Genomic DNA, 18,447 nt, shown 5'->3' with positions numbered 1-18,447 from the left:
TTCACTTTTGCGTAAGTCCTGTTTTATTAACCTACAATACCTTTGGCGATTTTCCAAATATAGGGATCAAAACCAATACGTTACGATATCAATAAGGTTTCAGGGTTTTGGCAACAGTATTGAACCTAATAAAGTTAATACTTAAAAAAATTAGTGATGACAATCACATTAATCTCTGTTATTCTTGTTACAGAATCAAGGAGAAAAATATGGCAATCAAAAACGGCACAAATGGAAATGACTATTTATTGGGAACATCTACCAGTGATATCATATACGGTTTCAATGGCAATGACACGCTTGATGGTGGCTTAGGTGCTGATACCCTGTATGGTGGTGATGGCAGTGACACATACTATGTAGATAATGCAGGTGATGTAGTTACGGAATACTATAACGATGCTTTAGGTGGTGTAGATAAAGTATTTTCCTCGGTAAGCTTCACTTTGGGATTTGGACTAGAAAACCTGACATTAACTGGTACTGGTAATATTAATGGTACAGGGAATGGCAATAACAATGTGATCACTGGTAATAGTAGCAATAACATTCTTACTGGTGGCTTAGGTGCTGATACCCTGTATGGTGGTGATGGCAGTGACACATACTATGTAGATAATGCAGGTGATGTAGTTACGGAATACTATAACGATGCTTTAGGTGGTGTAGATACAGTATTTTCCTCGGTAAACTTCACTTTGGGATTTGGACTAGAAAACCTGACATTAACTGGTACTGGTAATATTAATGGTACAGGGAATGGTAATAACAATGTGATCACTGGTAATAGTGGCAATAACATTCTTACTGGTGGCTTAGGTGCTGATACCCTGACTGGTGGCTTAGGTGCTGATAAATTTGTATTTAACAGCCAATTTCAAGGCATTGACATCATCAAAGACTTCCAGTGGACACAGGGTGATCAAATTCAGGTGAGCAAAATTGGATTTGGTGCTACCTCCTTGAATCAGTTCAGCTATAACTCCTTCAATGGTAATTTGTCCTTCCTGGGGAGTACATTTGCCGTAATTGAGAACAAACCATCTGGCTTTGTGGTTTCCTTAGATGTTGTATTAGTCTAGATTTCTAAGATTTTTATCAATTATAGCTATAGCCATCAAGATTAGGACGTAGGGGTAAAGCGCAATGCGCTTTACCCCTACAGGATTCAGGAGTAAAACCTGATTTTAGTGGGAGTTTTATTAGATGTCCTAACTACTTTGTCTACAGCTATACTTCCAATTTGGATCATGATTGCTTTGTTTATTTCTGGAGTTTTGGATTAAATTAGGACTTACGCACTGTACAAATTCACCATGATGTGAATAAAGGAAAATCCGTCGTTTCAGGCTTTTGGCGATTAACTTCTGATCAGTAGCAATGCTCACGGCAAGGGAAGCTATCACTCAAAAATCATCAAAAAATCACGTTAAAATGCCCGAAACCCATAGTCCATATTTAGTTGATTATGTCAATGCGTAAGTCCTATAAATAATACCTGCAAAGGTTTGTATAATCGGCGTTCCATAAATGCTGGATGAAATGGCGGTTGAAACCATTGGAGATTCGTTCTAAATTCAGTGAAATGATCCCATGATTCAGCAACCCCTACTAATTCATCCTGTAAATATGGAACGTCTTATTTTCTTGGTTAGTCGCTATAAGAATTACACCTTTCCTTTTAGGATTTGACATTTGTAAATAAATATGTCAGCAAATACAACAACGACAATTATCTGACATACTGGAATTAAGAAATGCTCACAAAGTTAGATAGTACCTATTCAAACATCTTGAGGCAAATACTATCTCTTGTTTCCAACTAAATACTAATGAACATAGATGAGAAAAATATGAACTATCAAAAAATAGTTTCTTTCCTAGCTGTAATATTAGGAATAGGATTATTTGACATGAAATCAGTAGATGCTAAAAATCTGGCGATCGCAGTTCCTATTAATCATAATTCTCAATTCATTGCTCCTTTTTCATCAAGAAAAATTGCCCAATTAACAGAAGCAAGTTCTCCTCTCTATGGTTCATGGATATTAACCTTCAGTGCTGATGGAATTGTGCATCAAGGTGTCTTGGTTATGGAAGGGTATTACGGAGTTTTGAGAGTTAGTTACTTTGATCCTAATCTGGGAAAACAAGCAGCTATTGATCAGTATATGGAACTTAAATCTTCATCAAAAGGATTAATTTTATTAGGATATAATCCTGTTTATGCGGGAACTTCTGTTTCACATCCTACTTATATTGCTGATAATTTTTTGTTTTCCATTCAACCTGATGGTTCATTAGTAGTTGTAACTTGTGACGCTAGAGAACGCTGTTCATCTGTTGACATAGAAGCAATGAAATAAAAATTAAGAAAACTCATACCAAATTTAGAGGAAGTTATGAACCTTAATTACAGTTTGAAAACAGTTGTGATTTCTCTATTTTCCCTAGCTTTGTTACCTATAGAAAATCCAGTAATAGCCAGAGAAAATCAGGTAAAATCTACCAACTATCAGATTAATTCAAAATTAAATATCACCCAAATATTGAACAGGAAACAACCTATTCAAATCGCCAGAGATGACTATTATTGGGGACCACAAAGAGATTTTAGAATTTGGATGCCTGGAGTGGTAACAGATAATACTAGTAAGAGCTTGATAACGACCAATGAAACAAATAAAACAATATATATTATCGTTCATGAAGACTTACCACAAGGTGCTAATTATTGGACTCAAGAGGAGACTAGACAAATCTTGCAAACAGCTATGCGAGAAAATTTGGATACTCAAGGAAAAGTCATAAAAAGCACGAATATGGTGGTTGAAGGATATCCAGGAATTGAGTTACTCATCCAACATTCTGATGGCAGTCAAGGACAATATCAAGGATATGTAGTTAGACGCAGACTTTATTTAATTGGAGCAAGAAGTTATGATGAATTAACTACAGAAGCAACTTACTTTTTTGACTCTTTTAGAGTTTATCCCAGTCGAATTGTAAATTATAGATAGGGAGGTTAACTGACCTAATCTCTGTAACTGTTGGCAAAAATTACTTTTTTTTATGTCCATAAACATATATATTTCATTGAGGATGAAAATAATCATAAATTTCCTCTGCTAACTTCTTTCCTATTCCTGAAACTTCCATTAATTGCGTCAAAGTAGCTTCACGAATATAGTCAACAGATCGAAAATGTCCTAATAGTAATTTTTGCCGATGTTTACCTAAACCGGGAATTTGATCTAAATGCGATCGCGTGAACTTCTCACTTCTTTGTTGACGATGAAAAGTCACAGCAAAACGATGGGCTTCATCTCGTAATCTTCTTAATAGTTGAACTCCTGGCTGTTCTGGATCAGTTTCTAAGGGTTGAGACTCCCCAGGTAAAAATATTTCTTCGCGTTTTTTGGCTAAACTCACAACTTTTAAATCTGCCAATAACCCCATTTCTGATAAAATATTTATCACTGATGATAATTGACCTTTTCCTCCATCAATCATCACTAAATCTGGCCAATCATTATTACCAATTCTAGTTAATTTCGGATCTTCAATATATTTCCTAAATCTTCTGTGAATCACTTCCGCTAAACTGGCAAAATCATCAGAATGGCCAATAGTAACATCAGGATTTTTAATCTTATAATGACGGTAATATTGTTTAGCAGGTAGACCATCAATAAATACCACTTGTGAACCTACTGCATTACTACCTTGAATATGGGAAATATCATAACCTTCAATACGTCTTGGTAATTCTGTTAAATCTAAAATATCCACTAAATCTTCTAAGGATTTTTGATTACTATTACTTAATCTCTGCATTCTTTCTAATTCATATTTGGCGTTCTTTTCCACCATTTCTATTAATTCCGCTTTACTTTGTCTTTGGGGAGCAATAATTGTTACTTTTCTCCCCTTTTTCTCTGTTAAAAAATTACCTAAAATATCACCATCAGGTAATTCATATTGTACTAAAATTTCTAAAGGAATTTCCACAGCTTCGGTTATTTGATAATGTTCCTCTAAAACTCTTTGTAAAATTTCCCCAGGTTCATGATCAGCATTTGCAGTAAAAGCTAATCTTCCTACTAATTTACCCGCACGAATTTGAAATAATTGAATACAAGTATGTCGATCATCCCTTGCTAAAGCTACAGCATCCCTGGAAATGGTATCATCAGGTAGGGATACTTTCTGATGACTAGTCAAAGACTTTAAACCAATAATTTGATCCCGAATTTTAGCCGCAGTTTCAAAATTTAATTCCTCTGAAGCGGCTACCATTTGTGCAGTTAAAGTCTCAATTAATTCCTCAATTCTGCCTTGAAATACCATCGCTATTTTTTGCACAACTTTATGGTATTCTTGCACAGAAATTAATTGTTGACAAACTCCAGGACAACGACCAATATCATAATTTAAACAAGGACGATCTTTAAATAAAGGTTGTTGTCTTTGTCTAATGGGAAAAATTCTTTTACAGGTATGTAATACCTCTCTTAATAAACTAGAATCTGTATAAGGTCCATAATATTTATCTTTCAAATTATCTTTCAAACTATCTTTCAAATTATCTTTTAATTTTCCTAGTTTACGTTTACGAGTAATAAAAATTTGTGGGTAATTTTCTGACCAGGTAATACAAACATAAGGATATTTTTTATCATCCTTGAGTAAAACATTAAAATATGGTTGATGTTGTTTAATTAAATTTGCTTCTAATGCTAATGCTTCCGCTTCCGTATCAGTGACAATAAATTCAATTTCTGTCACTTGTCTAACCATTTTATGAATACGTTCTGTTTTATTTGTAGAGTCACGAAAATAGGAACGAACACGCGATCGCAATTTTCGAGATTTACCTATATATATTATGCGATCGCTATTATCTCGCATCAAATAAACCCCTGGTTGTGCAGGAATTTCTGTTAACCGACTTTCTAGTTTTTCGGGATTTTTAACAAGTGGTAATATCGTCACAATTCCAGATAAATAATTTAAGTAATTACAATCAGGACTTACGCAACTGGCACATTGATAGGGTATGGTTCGACAAGCTCATCAACCAAATCAGACAGTATAAATCATGTAAATAACCAAATTGTTGATATCTGACGCACCCACTCAACAGATTTTTTAGTGTGACACTTGCGTGAGTCCTAACAATATATCTTCCCAATTGTAAATCAAATCCATTAGATTTAACCACAAGATCCCCGACTTCTTAGAGAAGTCGGGGATCTGACTTTTATATATGCTCTCTATTAAATTATATCTTTATTCTCTATTGCAAATAGTAGTAAGTAAATATAACATCATGAAAAAAATAAATGCTTTTATTAAATTATACAATATAAATAAACTATTTGCTCGTATGCAAAATTGTACTTTAGCGTACCTTAGTTATACTTACCTAACTCCTGTAAATCTTGAGCAAATGTTCTGATCTAATCAATTAATATCATCAGATATTTCTAGGTATTTATTCCTTCTATACCAATATTCGCAAAAAAACTATCAAGATTCTCCAGAATTTATTACAAACTTGTTACAAACTTTAGTAGAATGATCTCATCACTAAAATGAGTATTTTTCCCTATTGACATGATAGCAGATCAATTTCCTTGGCTGACTACAATCATCCTACTGCCACTGGTAGCATCCTTTCTCATTCCCGTCCTACCTGATAAAGAAGGTAAACTTGTCAGATGGTATGCACTGGGAGTAGGTATAGCAGACTTTGCTTTAATGTGTTTAGGCTTTTGGCTAAATTACGATGCTAAAAACCCTAACTTCCAAATGGTAGAAACTTTCGCTTGGATGCCCCAACTTGGGTTAAATTGGTCTGTTGCGATTGATGGTATTTCTGCTCCATTAGTTTTATTAGCAGGCTTTGTTACTACCCTGTCCATATTTTCCGCATGGCAGGTAGATCGTAGACCCAAATTATTTTATTTCTTAATGCTGATGCTGTATTCAGCACAGATAGGGGTCTTCGCTGCTAAAGACTTAATGTTATTCTTCATCATGTGGGAAGTTGAATTAGTTCCCGTATATCTATTAGTTTCTATTTGGGGTGGTCAAAAGCGACGTTACGCAGCCACAAAATTTATCATATATACCGCAGCCGCATCTGTGTTTATTTTAGTCGCAGCCCTAGCTATGGGATTATATGGTACTGGTAATTTGAATTTTGATATTTCTAATCTAGCCTTAAAAGATTATCCCCTGAATTTACAACTATTACTTTATGCAGGTTTATTTATTGCCTTTGGTGTCAAATTAGCCGTTTTTCCGCTACATACATGGCTACCAGATGCTCACGGTGAAGCATCTTCTCCAGTATCCATGATTTTGGCAGGGGTATTATTAAAAATGGGTGGTTATGGTTTAATTCGCTTGAATATGGAACTATTACCCGAAGCCCATATCTACTTTGCACCTGTGTTAGCTATTCTTGGCGTAGTTAATATTATCTATGGAGCTTTAAATTCCTTTGCTCAAACTAATATGAAACGCCGTTTAGCCTTCTCTTCAATTTCCCACATGGGTTTTGTATTGTTAGGTTTAGCGTCTTTCACAGACTTAGGCATGAATGGCGCAATGTTACAGATGATCTCACATGGTTTAATCGCCTCTGTATTATTCTTCCTCGCTGGCGTTACTTATGATCGCACTCATACAATGGTCATGAAAGACATGGGTGGTATTGGTCAAGCTATGCCTATTGTATTTGCATTATTTACAATTGGAGCAATGGCTTCTTTAGCTTTACCAGGTATGAGCGGTTTTGTAGGAGAACTTTCCGTATTTGTCGGTGTAACAACCAGTGATGTTTATACTTCCACATTCTGTACCATCACTGTATTTTTAGCCGCTGTGGGAGTTATTCTCACACCAATTTATCTACTTTCCATGTTACGTCAGGTATTTTATGGTAAAGATGCAGCGTTAATTTGTGACATTAATAACGCCAAAATAGAAAATCAGGAAGATGAAGGTACAGCTTGCTTTGGTACAGATTGTCTTTTACCAACTCAGGCAGTTTATAGAGATGCTAAACCAAGAGAAATATTTATTGCTGCTTGTTTTATCGTAGTTATCATCGGCATAGGTTTATATCCTAAAGTAGCCATGCAAATGTATGACGCTAAAACTGTAGCTGTTAATACTCATGTACGCCAATCCTATAGCATAGTTGCTGAATCTAAACGGAATATTTACGCCAATGGCCTATTTTCTGGCAAAGTTGCGGCGGTGAGTTTAAATTCTGCTAATTTCTAGTAATTTATACTAGTAAAAAATCCAGATCCCCAACTTCTTTAAGAAGTTGGGGATCTTTTTGTTGAGTTTTGTTTAATTTCAGGACTTACACAACTGGCACATTGGTAGGGTGTGGTTCGACAAGCTCACCAACCACGTCAGACAGTATAAATCATGTAAATAACCAAATTGTTCATATCTGACGCACCCACTCAACAGATTTTTTAGTGTGACACTGGCATAAGTCCTAAATTTATCAAATTGAGAGTATTACAGCAGTTTCCATTATTATGAGGTACAGATGTTAAGTATCATAAATTATCAAAGAGGATATGAGGATGAATAGTCAGATAGTTTCATTCTCCAATCATAACACAAATGATTATATTTGACTATGTTTGACTATATTTTTGTGATTTAAACTCAATACTTTTACTATCAACATCAAACCAGTATTAACCTAGTCCTCCTGTGGATATTCGTCCCATAAATCAGTAATCTCTCTTAAACTTTGGTGTTCTCCATTACCTATGATTAAATGATCTAACACAGGAATTGTTAATAACTGCGCTCCTGCTAGTAACTGACGAGTTAAGTCTATATCTGCTTGACTAGGTTCTAAACTACCCGATGGATGGTTATGAGCTACTATAACTCTGGTTGCGCCTTGTTTAATCACTTCTCGAAAAATATCACGGGGAGAAGCTAAGGTTTCCGTTGCAGTACCAATAGTAATTACCTTTGTTCCCAATAAGCGATTTTTAACATCTAACAATAAAACTGCAAATCTTTCTTGATTTTGCCACATTAAGTCTTGACTAAGCGTTGCAGCAGCAGCTAAAGGACTATCAATAACTGTTCCTTCCGAGGGACGAGATAAAAAAGCGCGTTTACCTAATTCTATAGCAGCAATAATACTAGTAGCTTTTGCTTCTCCCACTCCAGGAATAGTCATTAATTCTGCCGGGGTAACATCTCTTAATGCTGCTAGGGGGTCATTTTGGGTTTTTCCCAGTTGTTGTAAAATGTACTGTCCTAAACCTACTGCTGAGAGTTTACCTGGACCTTGACCCGTACCTATGAGAATGGCAATTAATTCGGCTGTAGCTAGTATTTTCGCACCATGAGCGATTAATCTTTCGCGGGGACGCTCATTTTCTGGTAAGTCAGCTATTCTTAAGCAGTAAGTCATGACGAGTGTGCAAAGTTAGTTATGATTTAGGAGAGAGAATAGTTGAGAATAGGGATAAAATCAACTACTTATGTACTGTTTATATACTTTATCCTGATTTTCTAAATTATCTTTATCAGTTAATAAAATCTTTAATCTTTGCGGGTAATACTTAAGTAGTGCATGGTGCATGGTGCGAAGTTTTGGGTTTAGCACTGCTAAACCCGTACTGACTTGCTGAATCCTGATAGCTATTGATGAATTTGCGTAGCTTTGAGCATATGATAGGTAATTATCAGTTGAGTCAAAGCTAAAGGATAGCTTTGTAATGTTTCTCCTGTAGTCCCCGCAACTTTACCTAGTTCTGGATTAATTTCTCGATCGCACACATTTTTGAGATAAGGTAAATCACAACACATAATGTGTTCAATTTTATTTACCTGTTCTAATGTTGCATGGCCATCAACTTCTAACACATCTACTGGTTTATTCATATCCCTATCTAAACCTAGACGGACAGCACATTGATCGCTACTTTCTCCGGCCTGGATAATTTCCGTAAAATCAGGATGGGGAATGGATGGACGCAAAATTAATTTAACATTCAAATGTCCACTATTTTCCTCTAATTCATCTTTAGGTGGATAAAAAGTCACAACTATATCAGACCATTGACGCTGAGGACGAATATATTTTTCTGAATCAGGTTCACGTTTTTCTAACTCCGCTAATACTTGTTCAGAAGTATAACCACGTTTCTGGGTATCTCGTTTAATTTTCCAATTAGCGCGAAGACTTTCAGGAGGTGCAAGATATACTTTCACATCATAGCAGTCACGGGCAGCACGGGTAGAATAACCCAGTAAACCTTCAATAATGACAAACTTAGCAGGTTTAATATATTGAGGAGGTTCAAAGGTTCCTGTTTTGTGGCTATAAACAGGTTTAAGAATAGCTTGACCAGTACGGAGTAAAGATAAATGCTGCTGCATAATGTCTAAATAATTGCAGTCAGGGTGTAAAGCCGTAATTCCTATTTCTGCTCTTTGTTTACGATCATAGCGATGATAATCGTCTGTACAAATCAGAGTAACATTTTCAGGACCAAGTACCTGGGCAATACCTCTAGTTAGAGTAGTTTTACCTGCTGCGCTATCACCAACAATACCAAGAATAATTGGTCTAGTCATTCTACCCCCTTGAACACAATTTAATTGTGTAATAATGTTTTCTAGGAACAGTTTGATTTAATTTTAGAAGGAAATTAGCAAAAGAACGTCAATTGTGATGCTCTTCGCAACTACTCTTAATAAAAACTGATTTCACATCAAAGATCAAGAAGTTACTTACTCTTTTACCGGGAAATTATGTCTAGAAAAAGTATTGGCTTGGAAGAAGATTTGTATGATTACTTACTTTCTGTTTCTCTGCGCGAACCGATTATTTTAGCCCAATTGCGTCAAGAAACCGCCCAGCATCCCATGTCACAGATGCAAATTTCTCCTGAACAGGGTCAGTTTATGGCTTTGTTAATTAAATTACTGGGAGCAAAAAAGACGCTAGATATAGGTGTTTTTACTGGATACAGTGCTTTAGTGGTGGCCTTAGCTTTACCGATGAATGGTAAAGTGATAGCCTGCGATGTTAGTGATGAATTTACAAGTATTGCTAGAAGATATTGGGAACGAGGGGGAGTATCAAATAAGATTGATTTGCATATTAGTCCTGCTCTGGAAACTTTAGATCAGCTATTGTTAAATGGTGAAAAAGAAACCTTTGATTTTGCTTTTATAGATGCTGATAAAAGTAACTATGAAAAATATTATGAGCGATCGCTGCAACTTATTCGTTCAGGTGGGTTAATTGCCATAGATAATGTATTATGGTCGGGCAAGGTAGCAGATACGGCTGTACAAGATACGCAAACTAAGGCTATTCGTGCCTTAAATTGCAGATTGTATCAAGATTCACGAATTACATTAAGTGTATTACCCATTGGGGATGGGTTAACATTGGCTAGGAAAAATTAGAACGTAGTGAATAAAACATAATATAAGTATAAATAAAATTACATTTATACTTGATACTTGGGTTTAATATTTACTCGATGTACTAATATTGAGGAGAAAATTAACATGGGTCGTATAAATCCTTATAATTTACAAATGCAAATTACCCAAATGTTTGCCCAAGGACAATCATTTTTTGCCTTAACAAAAGTGCAAGATTGGTTAACAGCACATAATCAAAACCCTTTAGAATATGACGTAATTTTCCATCAAAAACCTGCTCCTCCTGGTTCAAAAGAAGTCATGATTATAGAAATAGAATTGAAACGTAAAGATGGACAACCTGTAGATTCTTGGCTACAATCACAAGTAAACTTACAAAAATAAGCCAAAAATAATCTCCCATCAGATCCCCGGCTTTTTGGTGCAAACCCAAACTAAAGCTACAGGGTTTAGCAAATTGGAAATAGGTAAGAGGATAATTACCAATTACCAATTACCAATTACCAATTAATAAGCACCTTTATTTTTAGGCATAATTACCACATTAATGGTTTTCAAAATAATTTGTAGGTCTAGCCAAAAATTGCGGTTTTTGGCATAGTATAGATCAATTTGTACCCGTCGAGGATAAGGAATATCATTACGCCCAGAAACCTGCCATAGACCAGTAATACCAGGACGAATAGTTAACACATCATCCATAGCATCACCATATTTAGGTAATTCATCTGTTACTAAAGGTCTAGGTCCTACTACACTCATATCACCTATTAACACATTCCAGAATTGGGGAAACTCATCTAAACTAGTCATTCTGAGAAAATGCCCAATTTTGGTAATACGCGGGTCTTTTTTAAGTTTAAAATTACTAGCAAATTCTTCCTTTAATTCTGGGGATGTTTCCATTATTTGTGCCAAGATTTCATCAGCATTTGTCACCATAGTGCGAAACTTAATACAATTAAAACTGCGATAGTTTTTACCTACCCGTTTTTGAATGTAAAATATTGGACCTTGGGAACTGAAGGCGACTATAATAGCCAAGATTATGTATAAGGGAGAAAACATAATCAAGACAGATAAAGAGAAAATTATATCAAACAGTCTTTTAAAAAAATCTCCGTATAAACCCTGAGTAGGTAAATCTCTCGACTTTACCCGAAAAGGTTTAATTTTGCGCCCTCGTTTTGAGAAAACAGTAGTAGAGGTACTGTTATCCTTACGTGGGTATCGTTTGCCGGAGAGAAGTGAACCCTGGGCAGTCATGATACTCCTTATAATCCACACCACACATATTCCCAATATTAAAACTAAAATGTAGTAATTGTCAGCAAATATTTGTAAAAGTTTCCAAAATAAATGCAAATAAATACAAAAGTTTAGGCTGTGAAACTACTTTTTGTGAAATTAACTCTTGCTTGCTGACATTGATTGATAAAATCCAAGTAGCGTTGACCAAAAGTGTCCGCAGAAAATTGTTGTGAATGTGATTGTATATAGTGATGATCATAGAGATGTTGATAGGTTTCAAATTGTTGCACTGTTTCTACTAAACTCGCTACGGTTTGGTATGGGAATAATATACCAGTCCCTGTAGATTGATGACTACGAATATCTCTAACTGTTTCCGATGCTCCACCTATTCCATAAGCAATGACAGGAGTACCACAGGCTTGGGCTTCCACTAGTGCAATACCAAAGTCTTCACAGGCCGCATAAACAAAGGCTTTAGCACTAGCCATATATTGTTTGACTATATCATCAGGTTGCCATCCTAAAATTTTAATATGAGATTGTGCTATGTCACGGATTTTCCTCATTTCAGGACCTGTACCAATAATTATTAAGGTTTTTTTTAGTTGGTTAAAAGCCTGAACAATCAGAGATACTTGTTTATAGCTGACTAACCGGGAAACTATCAGATAAAAGTCTTCTTTTTTTGCAGAAAATGGCAAGTTATGGATATTAACCGGGGGATAAATAACGGTGGCTTGGCGACGATAACAACGCCAAATGCGTCGCGCTGTGTGTTGGGAGTTGGCCAGAAAATAATCTACACGGTTGCTACTTAATACGTCCCATTGCCGTAAACTATGTAATAAGTATTTTGTGATCCATCCTATGGCACCTTGTCCCAGTTTACTTTGTTGCAGATAGTCAAAGGTTAAATCCCAAGCATAACGCATGGGACTATGACAATAACAAATATGTATTTGATCTGGTGTGGTAATGACTCCTTTGGCCACGGCATGGGACGACGAAAGGATGATATTATATTCTCTTAAATCAAGTTGTTCGATCGCTAGGGGTAACAATGGTAAATACTTTTGTACTCCTCGACTGGCTAAGGGAAAATGCTGTAAAAAAGTTGTGCCAATTTGACGTTGATATAAATAACTTTGGGGGTTTATAGATTCAAAGTCAATCAGTGCGTATAAATCCGCCTGAATGTGATTTAATATTTCCTTAACTACGAGTTCTGAACCTCCGGTGGCGTGAGGTGTTAACCATTCATGAACTAAAGCATATTTAGGAGACACGGTGGATGTGGGTAAATGATTAATATTAGGTGATATTACATCAAATGAGGAGTCACGGAGTTACGGAGTCATAATATCAACTTTTGACTTCATGAAGTGCGCTACGCACAGGAAATAAATTCTATGTCTGATATTGGAAGTCAGTGGTCAGTAAAGTAATATTAGCAGAATGTAATCTTTTTGCGAAAGAGGAAGTTTATGCGTATTCTGGTAATTGGCGGTACTCGTTTTATTGGTGTGTATCTAACTCGGTTATTAGTGGCTGCTGGTCATGATGTGGTGTTGTATAATCGGGGTAATCATGCCGCACCATCAGGAGTAGGACAAATTGTAGGCGATCGCTCTAATCCTAGTCAATTGCAGGAAAAACTAGGCAATGAAGAGTTTGATGTGATTTTTGATAATAATGGTCGAGAATTATCTGATACTCAACCTTTAGCAGAAATTTTTCAGGGTAGAGTTAAACATTTTATCTATATGAGTTCTGCTGGAGTTTACCTCAAGTGTGACCAAATGCCCCACATTGAAGGTGATACAGTTGATCCTCAAAGTCGTCATGCTGGTAAACATGAGACTGAGGCTTATTTACAACAGCTGGGTATTCCTTTTACTTCTATTCGTCCCACTTATATCTATGGACCTAAAAATTATAATCCTTTAGAGAGTTGGTTTTTTGATAGAATTGTGCGCGATCGCCCTATTCTTATTCCTGGTCATGGTACACATTTTACTCAATTAGGCCATGTTCAAGATTTAGCTAAGGCTATGGTACAAGTAATTGGTAATGAAAAAGCCATTGGTCAGATTTACAATATTTCAGGCGATCGCTATGTCACTTTTGACGGTTTAGCTCGTGCTTGTGCTGTAGCTGTAGGTAAATCAGCCAATGATGTTAAAATTCTCCATTACGATCCCAAAAAATTCGACTTTGGTAAACGTAAAGCCTTCCCCATGCGAGTACAACACTTTTTTGCATCTATTAATAAAGCCCAACTAGAATTAAATTGGCAACCTGAGTATAGCTTAATTTCTGGTTTACAAGACTCTTTCCAACATGATTATTTAGCCAATGGTGCTGATAAAACCTCTGTAGACTTTTCTGTGGACGATGAAATTTTACAAAGTCTCTAAAGCACCTATTTAGGGTTTGCACCAAAAAGTCCTTTCGTTGAGGCTAAGGAGTTCAAGGAGTTTTTTGTATTTGAAAATTTTGATTTCTCCGACTAAAAATGCTTTGTTTTGGTACTATACTCCTCAAAACCCTTGCACCCATTTTCTGTGCTTATCAGCCTCAGTTTTATATTTTTTCATCAAGCCCTATTTATAGCTAATAATACAGCGTCAATCCCTCTATAGTGAAGGCTGACGCTGTATAAATTTATATGTGTTTGCTATAGGCTAGAGTCTTTTTTCGGCTGACTCTGATGTTATTGATATATATTATCTTCCCTAATTTCTCAATCCCTCAATTTCTTAAGTATTTCTTTATATTTAGTTTTTCAACGAATTATCAATCTTTGTCAACTTTTGTTAACTTACCTATGATAGAAGACACTAAAATATCGGATATCCAGACTTCTATGTTGCGAAGAGGATGGTAACGCAAGTCTTTTACTTGAGGATGAACTATGGGTTCTGTTAATTAACCCCAAGAATTGTAAACATTCCTAAACGATTACTAAATAAAATGTCTATAAATAGGCGATCGCCCATCATTCCCACTTCATGTACAGGCAAATTCATATTTAGATATTAAACATACTCATAATTTTATGAAAACTCTCCAGAAAATTCATGAACCTGGCAATACCTTATTAATAGCCAAATTAAACCTCCTAGAGACATCTTAAATATACAATATAGCTATAACCATCAAGATTAGGACCTAGGGCAGGGGTTTAGCATTGCGCTTTACCCCTACAGGATTCAAGAGTAAAACTTAATTTTAGTCAGAGTTTTATGAGATGTCCTAACTACTCTGTCTACAGCTATAACGTAAGTTGCTAATTACAAATAATTAGGTTTATTCCTAGACTAGATTTGGGAAGGTAATCAATCAAAATCCCCTTATTCAAGGGAGATTTAGGGGGATAGAAAAGGTTTATATCAGGACTTACGCAACTGGCACATTGGTAGGGTGTGGTTCGACAAGCTCACCAACCACGTCAGACAGTATAAATCATGTAAATAACCAAATTGTTCATATCTGACGCACCCACTCAACAGATTTTTTAGTGTGACACTTGCGTAAGTCCTAGTTATAACTAGCAACTTGGTTTAACATACATCTGTTACATCTCTAGGAGATTTTATGATCATTAAATTAAATTAAATTAAATTAAATTCTAGTCAAAAGTTGATTTCTCATTGTTTCCACTAATTGATATATATTCCCCATATTCAACCTATAACTCAAAGGATGAACGATTAACCTTGCAGTGCTTTCATATAATACCGCAATTTCAATTAAACCATTTTCTCGTAATGTTTTACCAGTGGAAACTAAATCAACAATAGCTTCTGACATTCCCGTAATTGGACCCAATTCTACAGAACCATACAAAGGAACAATTTCCACAGGTAAATCTAAATCTTGAAAATATTCCCGCGCACAATTTACATATTTAGAAGCTACTCTACCATGTGCAGGTAAATCCAAAGGAGACTTATAAATACTGTTAGCTTTTACTGCTACAGACATCCGACAATAACCATATTTTAAATCAATTAATTGGGCAACTTGCGGTTGTTTTTCTTTTAAAACATCATAACCCACAATTCCTAATTGTGCTTGACCATATTCTACATATACTGGTACATCTTGCGCTCGTACTAATAAACCTTTTGCTTGTCCACTACCATCCACAATTTGTAATTGACGATTTCCTGCTTCTAAAAAAGCACTAAAGTCTAACCCTACAGATTTTAATAGCTGGATGCTATTTTTGAGTAATTCCCCTTTTGGTAATGCTACAGTTAACATTATTTTTTGGTATCCTGATTGTATTTAGTATTAACTAGAATATAGCTATATTGACCAACAAGATGAATGGAAGATGAACATTTTATTAGTTGATGATGAAATTGAACTTACAGATCCTCTCAGTCGCTTATTAACTCGTGAAGGTTATCTTGTGGATACAGCATATAATGGATTAGATGGTGATAATTTAGCACAAGCAGGTAGTTATGATTTACTAATTTTAGATTGGATGTTACCGGGAAAAACTGGGTTACAAATATGTCAAGAATTGCGCCATCAAGGTAAAACTACCCCTGTACTTTTTCTCACAGCTAAGGATACTTTAGACGACAGAGTCCAAGGTTTAGATGCTGGTGCTGATGACTATTTAATTAAACCTTTTGAACTTAGAGAACTATTAGCAAGAGTAAGAGCTTTATTAAGACGTGCTGCAAATATAGAAACTTGTACTAATATAATAAACAAATTAGTAGTAGCAGATTTAGAACTAGATATAGAAAATCAAATTGCTTATCGTCACGGTAGAATTATTGAACTTTCTCAAAAAGAAAGTCAGTTGTTGCAGTTTTTTATGGAAAATACGGGACAATTACTGACTCACTCCCAAATATTGCAACATTTATGGGAAAATGAAGAACAACCTAGTAGTAATGTTATTGCCGCATTAGTTCGTCTTTTACGTCGTAAAATAGAGTTACTAGGTGAAATGCCTCTTATTCACAATGTATATGGTAAAGGTTATCGCTTTGGTAAGTAGTCGTGCAAAATAAATTTTATATTTGATTATATTTGAAAAGGTTTGAAGCTGAGACAGGGGTTAATTAACCCTACTTAACTCCTGACTGCTGACTGCTAATAACTATGCAGAAATATGTACTACTAACTCTCGAATATGGTTATGTTGACGATGTTCCCAAATATAAATTCCTTGCCATGTTCCTAATACTAAATGTCCATTATTTATGGGTATTTGTTCAGATGTATGGGTTAAAACTGTCCGAATATGTCCTGGCATATCATCAGGTCCTTCGGCATTGTGAATATAATGATATTTGTTACCGTCGGGAACTAATTTGTCCATAAAGTTTGCTAAGTCAACTAATACATCAGGATCCGCATTTTCTTGAATTACTAAACTCGCTGATGTATGCCGTAAAAATAAACTACAAAGTCCGGTTTTTACTCCTGATTCTGTTACTATTGCTGCTATTTTGGATGTAACATTTTGAAATGATTTTCCGGTGGTGGAAATTCTTAATAGTTTTTGGTAGTGTGTCATTTTTTAGTGCTAATAGCTGATTAGTGACCCGTAATGGGTAATATTAGCATAAATATCAGTATGCAAGCAAGATGCTTGCGCTACTGTACAGCGAAACTTTACATTAAATAATTTATCACAGATTGGGCAATGGTTTCATTACCATCTTGATTAATTTTATCAGGTTTTTTGGGAGGGTGTGGTATATCCTGAATAAATTCCCAATCTCCTTGAAAAAATTCGGTAGATGTAATAATTTGATGATGATTATAATTAGTAATTCCTGTTAACAGAATTGGTGATTCTGCGAAGTCTTCACGCGGTATGGTAACTATGGGTATTTGTAATTTTGTGGCTTCAGCAAATGTACCATACCCAGGTTTTGATATGATTTTATTGCAAATTGGCATGATGTCCACAGGACGATATTTAAAATCAGTAATTTTGATTAAATTGGCTAAATTCGGGGCCTTTCTATCAAATGTAATAAATTGCCAGTCTGGAAATTTACTCAAGTTATGATAGGGAATTGCATCTAAACTTAATCCACCAAATGTTAATAAAATGGTTTTGTCTGGAGGTGTTTTAATATTCCATTTTTGCCTAATTTCATCTACTGAAATATGGGGAGAACCTCCTGTTAAACCGACATCTGTAATATTAGAAAATGCTGACATTGGTTCATAAAATGGTAAACGAAATAAGCGATCGCTTTTACTATACCATTCACTAATCCAATCTGCTATTTCTGTAAATTCTCCCCCCCAGTCTCGATAAATAAAATCCCAGCCAAAATTACTGATCATCCAACAGGGAATATTGGCTGCTTTAGCAAAACCAGCGGCTAAAAAGGGAATATCTCCCAATATTAAATCAACTCGATTTTGTTGAATAAAATTAACTTCTGAAGCTATTAAAGACCGATAATTTTTTTGGATTTCTCGCAATTTTTCTAAAGTTGCTGTTTTGTCCATCGTTAAACTATCGCTTTGAACGATGCCTAAATCAAATGCCCTTTGCCGCAGAATAAAATCACCTTCAATATAGCTTTCTATTAACCATCTTGGGGCTGTTGTAGTTAAAATTAATAACACATCTGGGCATAATTTTTGGATAGTATTAGCGATGGCTGCTGTGCGGGTTGTATGTCCATAACCATGATTTGTCATGGCTATATATATTGTTAATCTTTTCATAGTTTTATT

16 protein-coding genes and 1 pseudogene are annotated in these 18,447 nt (G+C 35.4%); 8 read left to right on the top strand and 9 right to left on the bottom strand.

Annotated elements, in window-relative coordinates:
- Positions 1-209 precede the first annotated feature (209 nt).
- From H6F32_RS12990 to H6F32_RS12980, 3 genes are all read left to right on the top strand, one after another.
- A complete protein-coding gene (locus H6F32_RS12990; RefSeq protein WP_190369755.1) occupies positions 210-1,082 on the top strand; it encodes a calcium-binding protein in 873 nt (290 codons plus the stop codon).
- 771 nt (positions 1,083-1,853) lie between these two features.
- A complete protein-coding gene (locus H6F32_RS12985) occupies positions 1,854-2,366 on the top strand; it encodes a hypothetical protein (RefSeq protein WP_190369754.1) in 513 nt (170 codons plus the stop codon).
- A 36-nt stretch (positions 2,367-2,402) separates the two neighbouring features.
- Positions 2,403-3,020, top strand: a complete 618-nt coding sequence (locus H6F32_RS12980) for a hypothetical protein (protein WP_190369753.1) — start codon at positions 2,403-2,405, stop codon at positions 3,018-3,020.
- Between the two features lie 73 nt (positions 3,021-3,093).
- On the opposite strand, the gene uvrC is transcribed toward H6F32_RS12980, so the two are convergent.
- Entirely contained in the window at positions 3,094-4,995 is a 1,902-nt protein-coding gene (gene uvrC, locus H6F32_RS12975) for an excinuclease ABC subunit UvrC (RefSeq protein WP_313926634.1), read from the bottom strand.
- Positions 4,996-5,619: 624 nt separating this feature from the next.
- On the opposite strand from uvrC, the gene H6F32_RS12970 reads away from it, so the two are divergent.
- The gene (locus H6F32_RS12970) at positions 5,620-7,299 is read left to right on the top strand and encodes an NAD(P)H-quinone oxidoreductase subunit 4 (RefSeq protein ID WP_190369752.1); all 1,680 of its coding nucleotides are present in this window, start codon (positions 5,620-5,622) and stop codon (positions 7,297-7,299) included.
- Between the two features lie 439 nt (positions 7,300-7,738).
- Here the strand turns inward: H6F32_RS12970 and radC are convergent, their stop codons facing one another.
- Together radC and H6F32_RS12960 are read right to left on the bottom strand one after the other, a co-directional pair.
- Positions 7,739-8,470: a DNA repair protein RadC gene (gene radC / locus H6F32_RS12965; protein ID WP_190369751.1), complete on the bottom strand. Its 732-nt coding sequence runs from the start codon at positions 8,468-8,470 to the stop codon at positions 7,739-7,741.
- A 230-nt stretch (positions 8,471-8,700) separates the two neighbouring features.
- Positions 8,701-9,639 carry a phosphoribulokinase gene (locus tag H6F32_RS12960; RefSeq protein ID WP_190369750.1) on the bottom strand — a complete coding sequence of 313 codons (939 nt, stop codon included), beginning with the start codon at positions 9,637-9,639 and terminating at the stop codon, positions 8,701-8,703.
- Positions 9,640-9,816: 177 nt separating this feature from the next.
- Here H6F32_RS12960 and H6F32_RS12955 point away from each other — a divergent pair, with 177 nt between their 5' ends.
- Positions 9,817-10,479 carry a class I SAM-dependent methyltransferase gene (locus tag H6F32_RS12955; protein WP_190369749.1) on the top strand — a complete coding sequence of 221 codons (663 nt, stop codon included), beginning with the start codon at positions 9,817-9,819 and terminating at the stop codon, positions 10,477-10,479.
- Between the two features lie 105 nt (positions 10,480-10,584).
- Complete coding sequence (locus H6F32_RS12950; protein ID WP_190369748.1) at positions 10,585-10,845, top strand: hypothetical protein; 261 nt, start codon at positions 10,585-10,587, stop codon at positions 10,843-10,845.
- Positions 10,846-10,968: 123 nt separating this feature from the next.
- Here the strand turns inward: H6F32_RS12950 and H6F32_RS12945 are convergent, their stop codons facing one another.
- Both H6F32_RS12945 and H6F32_RS12940 read right to left on the bottom strand, forming a co-directional pair.
- Positions 10,969-11,727: a sugar transferase gene (locus tag H6F32_RS12945; RefSeq protein WP_190369747.1), complete on the bottom strand. Its 759-nt coding sequence runs from the start codon at positions 11,725-11,727 to the stop codon at positions 10,969-10,971.
- 113 nt (positions 11,728-11,840) lie between these two features.
- Positions 11,841-13,001: a glycosyltransferase gene (locus tag H6F32_RS12940; RefSeq protein ID WP_190369746.1), complete on the bottom strand. Its 1,161-nt coding sequence runs from the start codon at positions 12,999-13,001 to the stop codon at positions 11,841-11,843.
- A 198-nt stretch (positions 13,002-13,199) separates the two neighbouring features.
- Here H6F32_RS12940 and H6F32_RS12935 point away from each other — a divergent pair, with 198 nt between their 5' ends.
- Positions 13,200-14,132, top strand: coding sequence for an NAD-dependent epimerase/dehydratase family protein (locus tag H6F32_RS12935; protein ID WP_190369745.1), 933 nt, complete (start codon positions 13,200-13,202; stop codon positions 14,130-14,132).
- A 379-nt stretch (positions 14,133-14,511) separates the two neighbouring features.
- On the opposite strand, the pseudogene H6F32_RS20580 reads toward H6F32_RS12935, so the two are convergent.
- Positions 14,512-14,744, bottom strand: a pseudogene (locus H6F32_RS20580) (YqeG family HAD IIIA-type phosphatase); the annotation flags it as partial.
- A gap of 595 nt (positions 14,745-15,339) precedes the next feature.
- Positions 15,340-15,984 carry an ATP phosphoribosyltransferase gene (gene hisG / locus H6F32_RS12930; protein WP_190369744.1) on the bottom strand — a complete coding sequence of 215 codons (645 nt, stop codon included), beginning with the start codon at positions 15,982-15,984 and terminating at the stop codon, positions 15,340-15,342.
- 73 nt (positions 15,985-16,057) lie between these two features.
- Here hisG and H6F32_RS12925 point away from each other — a divergent pair, with 73 nt between their 5' ends.
- Complete coding sequence (locus H6F32_RS12925) at positions 16,058-16,741, top strand: response regulator transcription factor (protein ID WP_190369743.1); 684 nt, start codon at positions 16,058-16,060, stop codon at positions 16,739-16,741.
- 102 nt (positions 16,742-16,843) lie between these two features.
- Here H6F32_RS12925 and H6F32_RS12920 read toward each other — a convergent pair whose 3' ends face one another.
- Together H6F32_RS12920 and H6F32_RS12915 are read right to left on the bottom strand one after the other, a co-directional pair.
- Positions 16,844-17,263 carry a secondary thiamine-phosphate synthase enzyme YjbQ gene (locus H6F32_RS12920; protein ID WP_190369742.1) on the bottom strand — a complete coding sequence of 140 codons (420 nt, stop codon included), beginning with the start codon at positions 17,261-17,263 and terminating at the stop codon, positions 16,844-16,846.
- Between the two features lie 98 nt (positions 17,264-17,361).
- The gene (locus H6F32_RS12915; RefSeq protein ID WP_190369741.1) at positions 17,362-18,438 is read right to left on the bottom strand and encodes a glycosyl transferase; all 1,077 of its coding nucleotides are present in this window, start codon (positions 18,436-18,438) and stop codon (positions 17,362-17,364) included.
- Positions 18,439-18,447 lie beyond the last annotated feature (9 nt).

Origin of the sequence: Anabaena sp. FACHB-1237, assembly GCF_014696225.1 — a bacterium.
Taxonomy (GTDB): domain Bacteria; phylum Cyanobacteriota; class Cyanobacteriia; order Cyanobacteriales; family Nostocaceae; genus FACHB-1237.
Note: the sequence above shows the minus strand (reverse complement) of the source record. Positions and strands in the feature narration are given on the sequence as shown.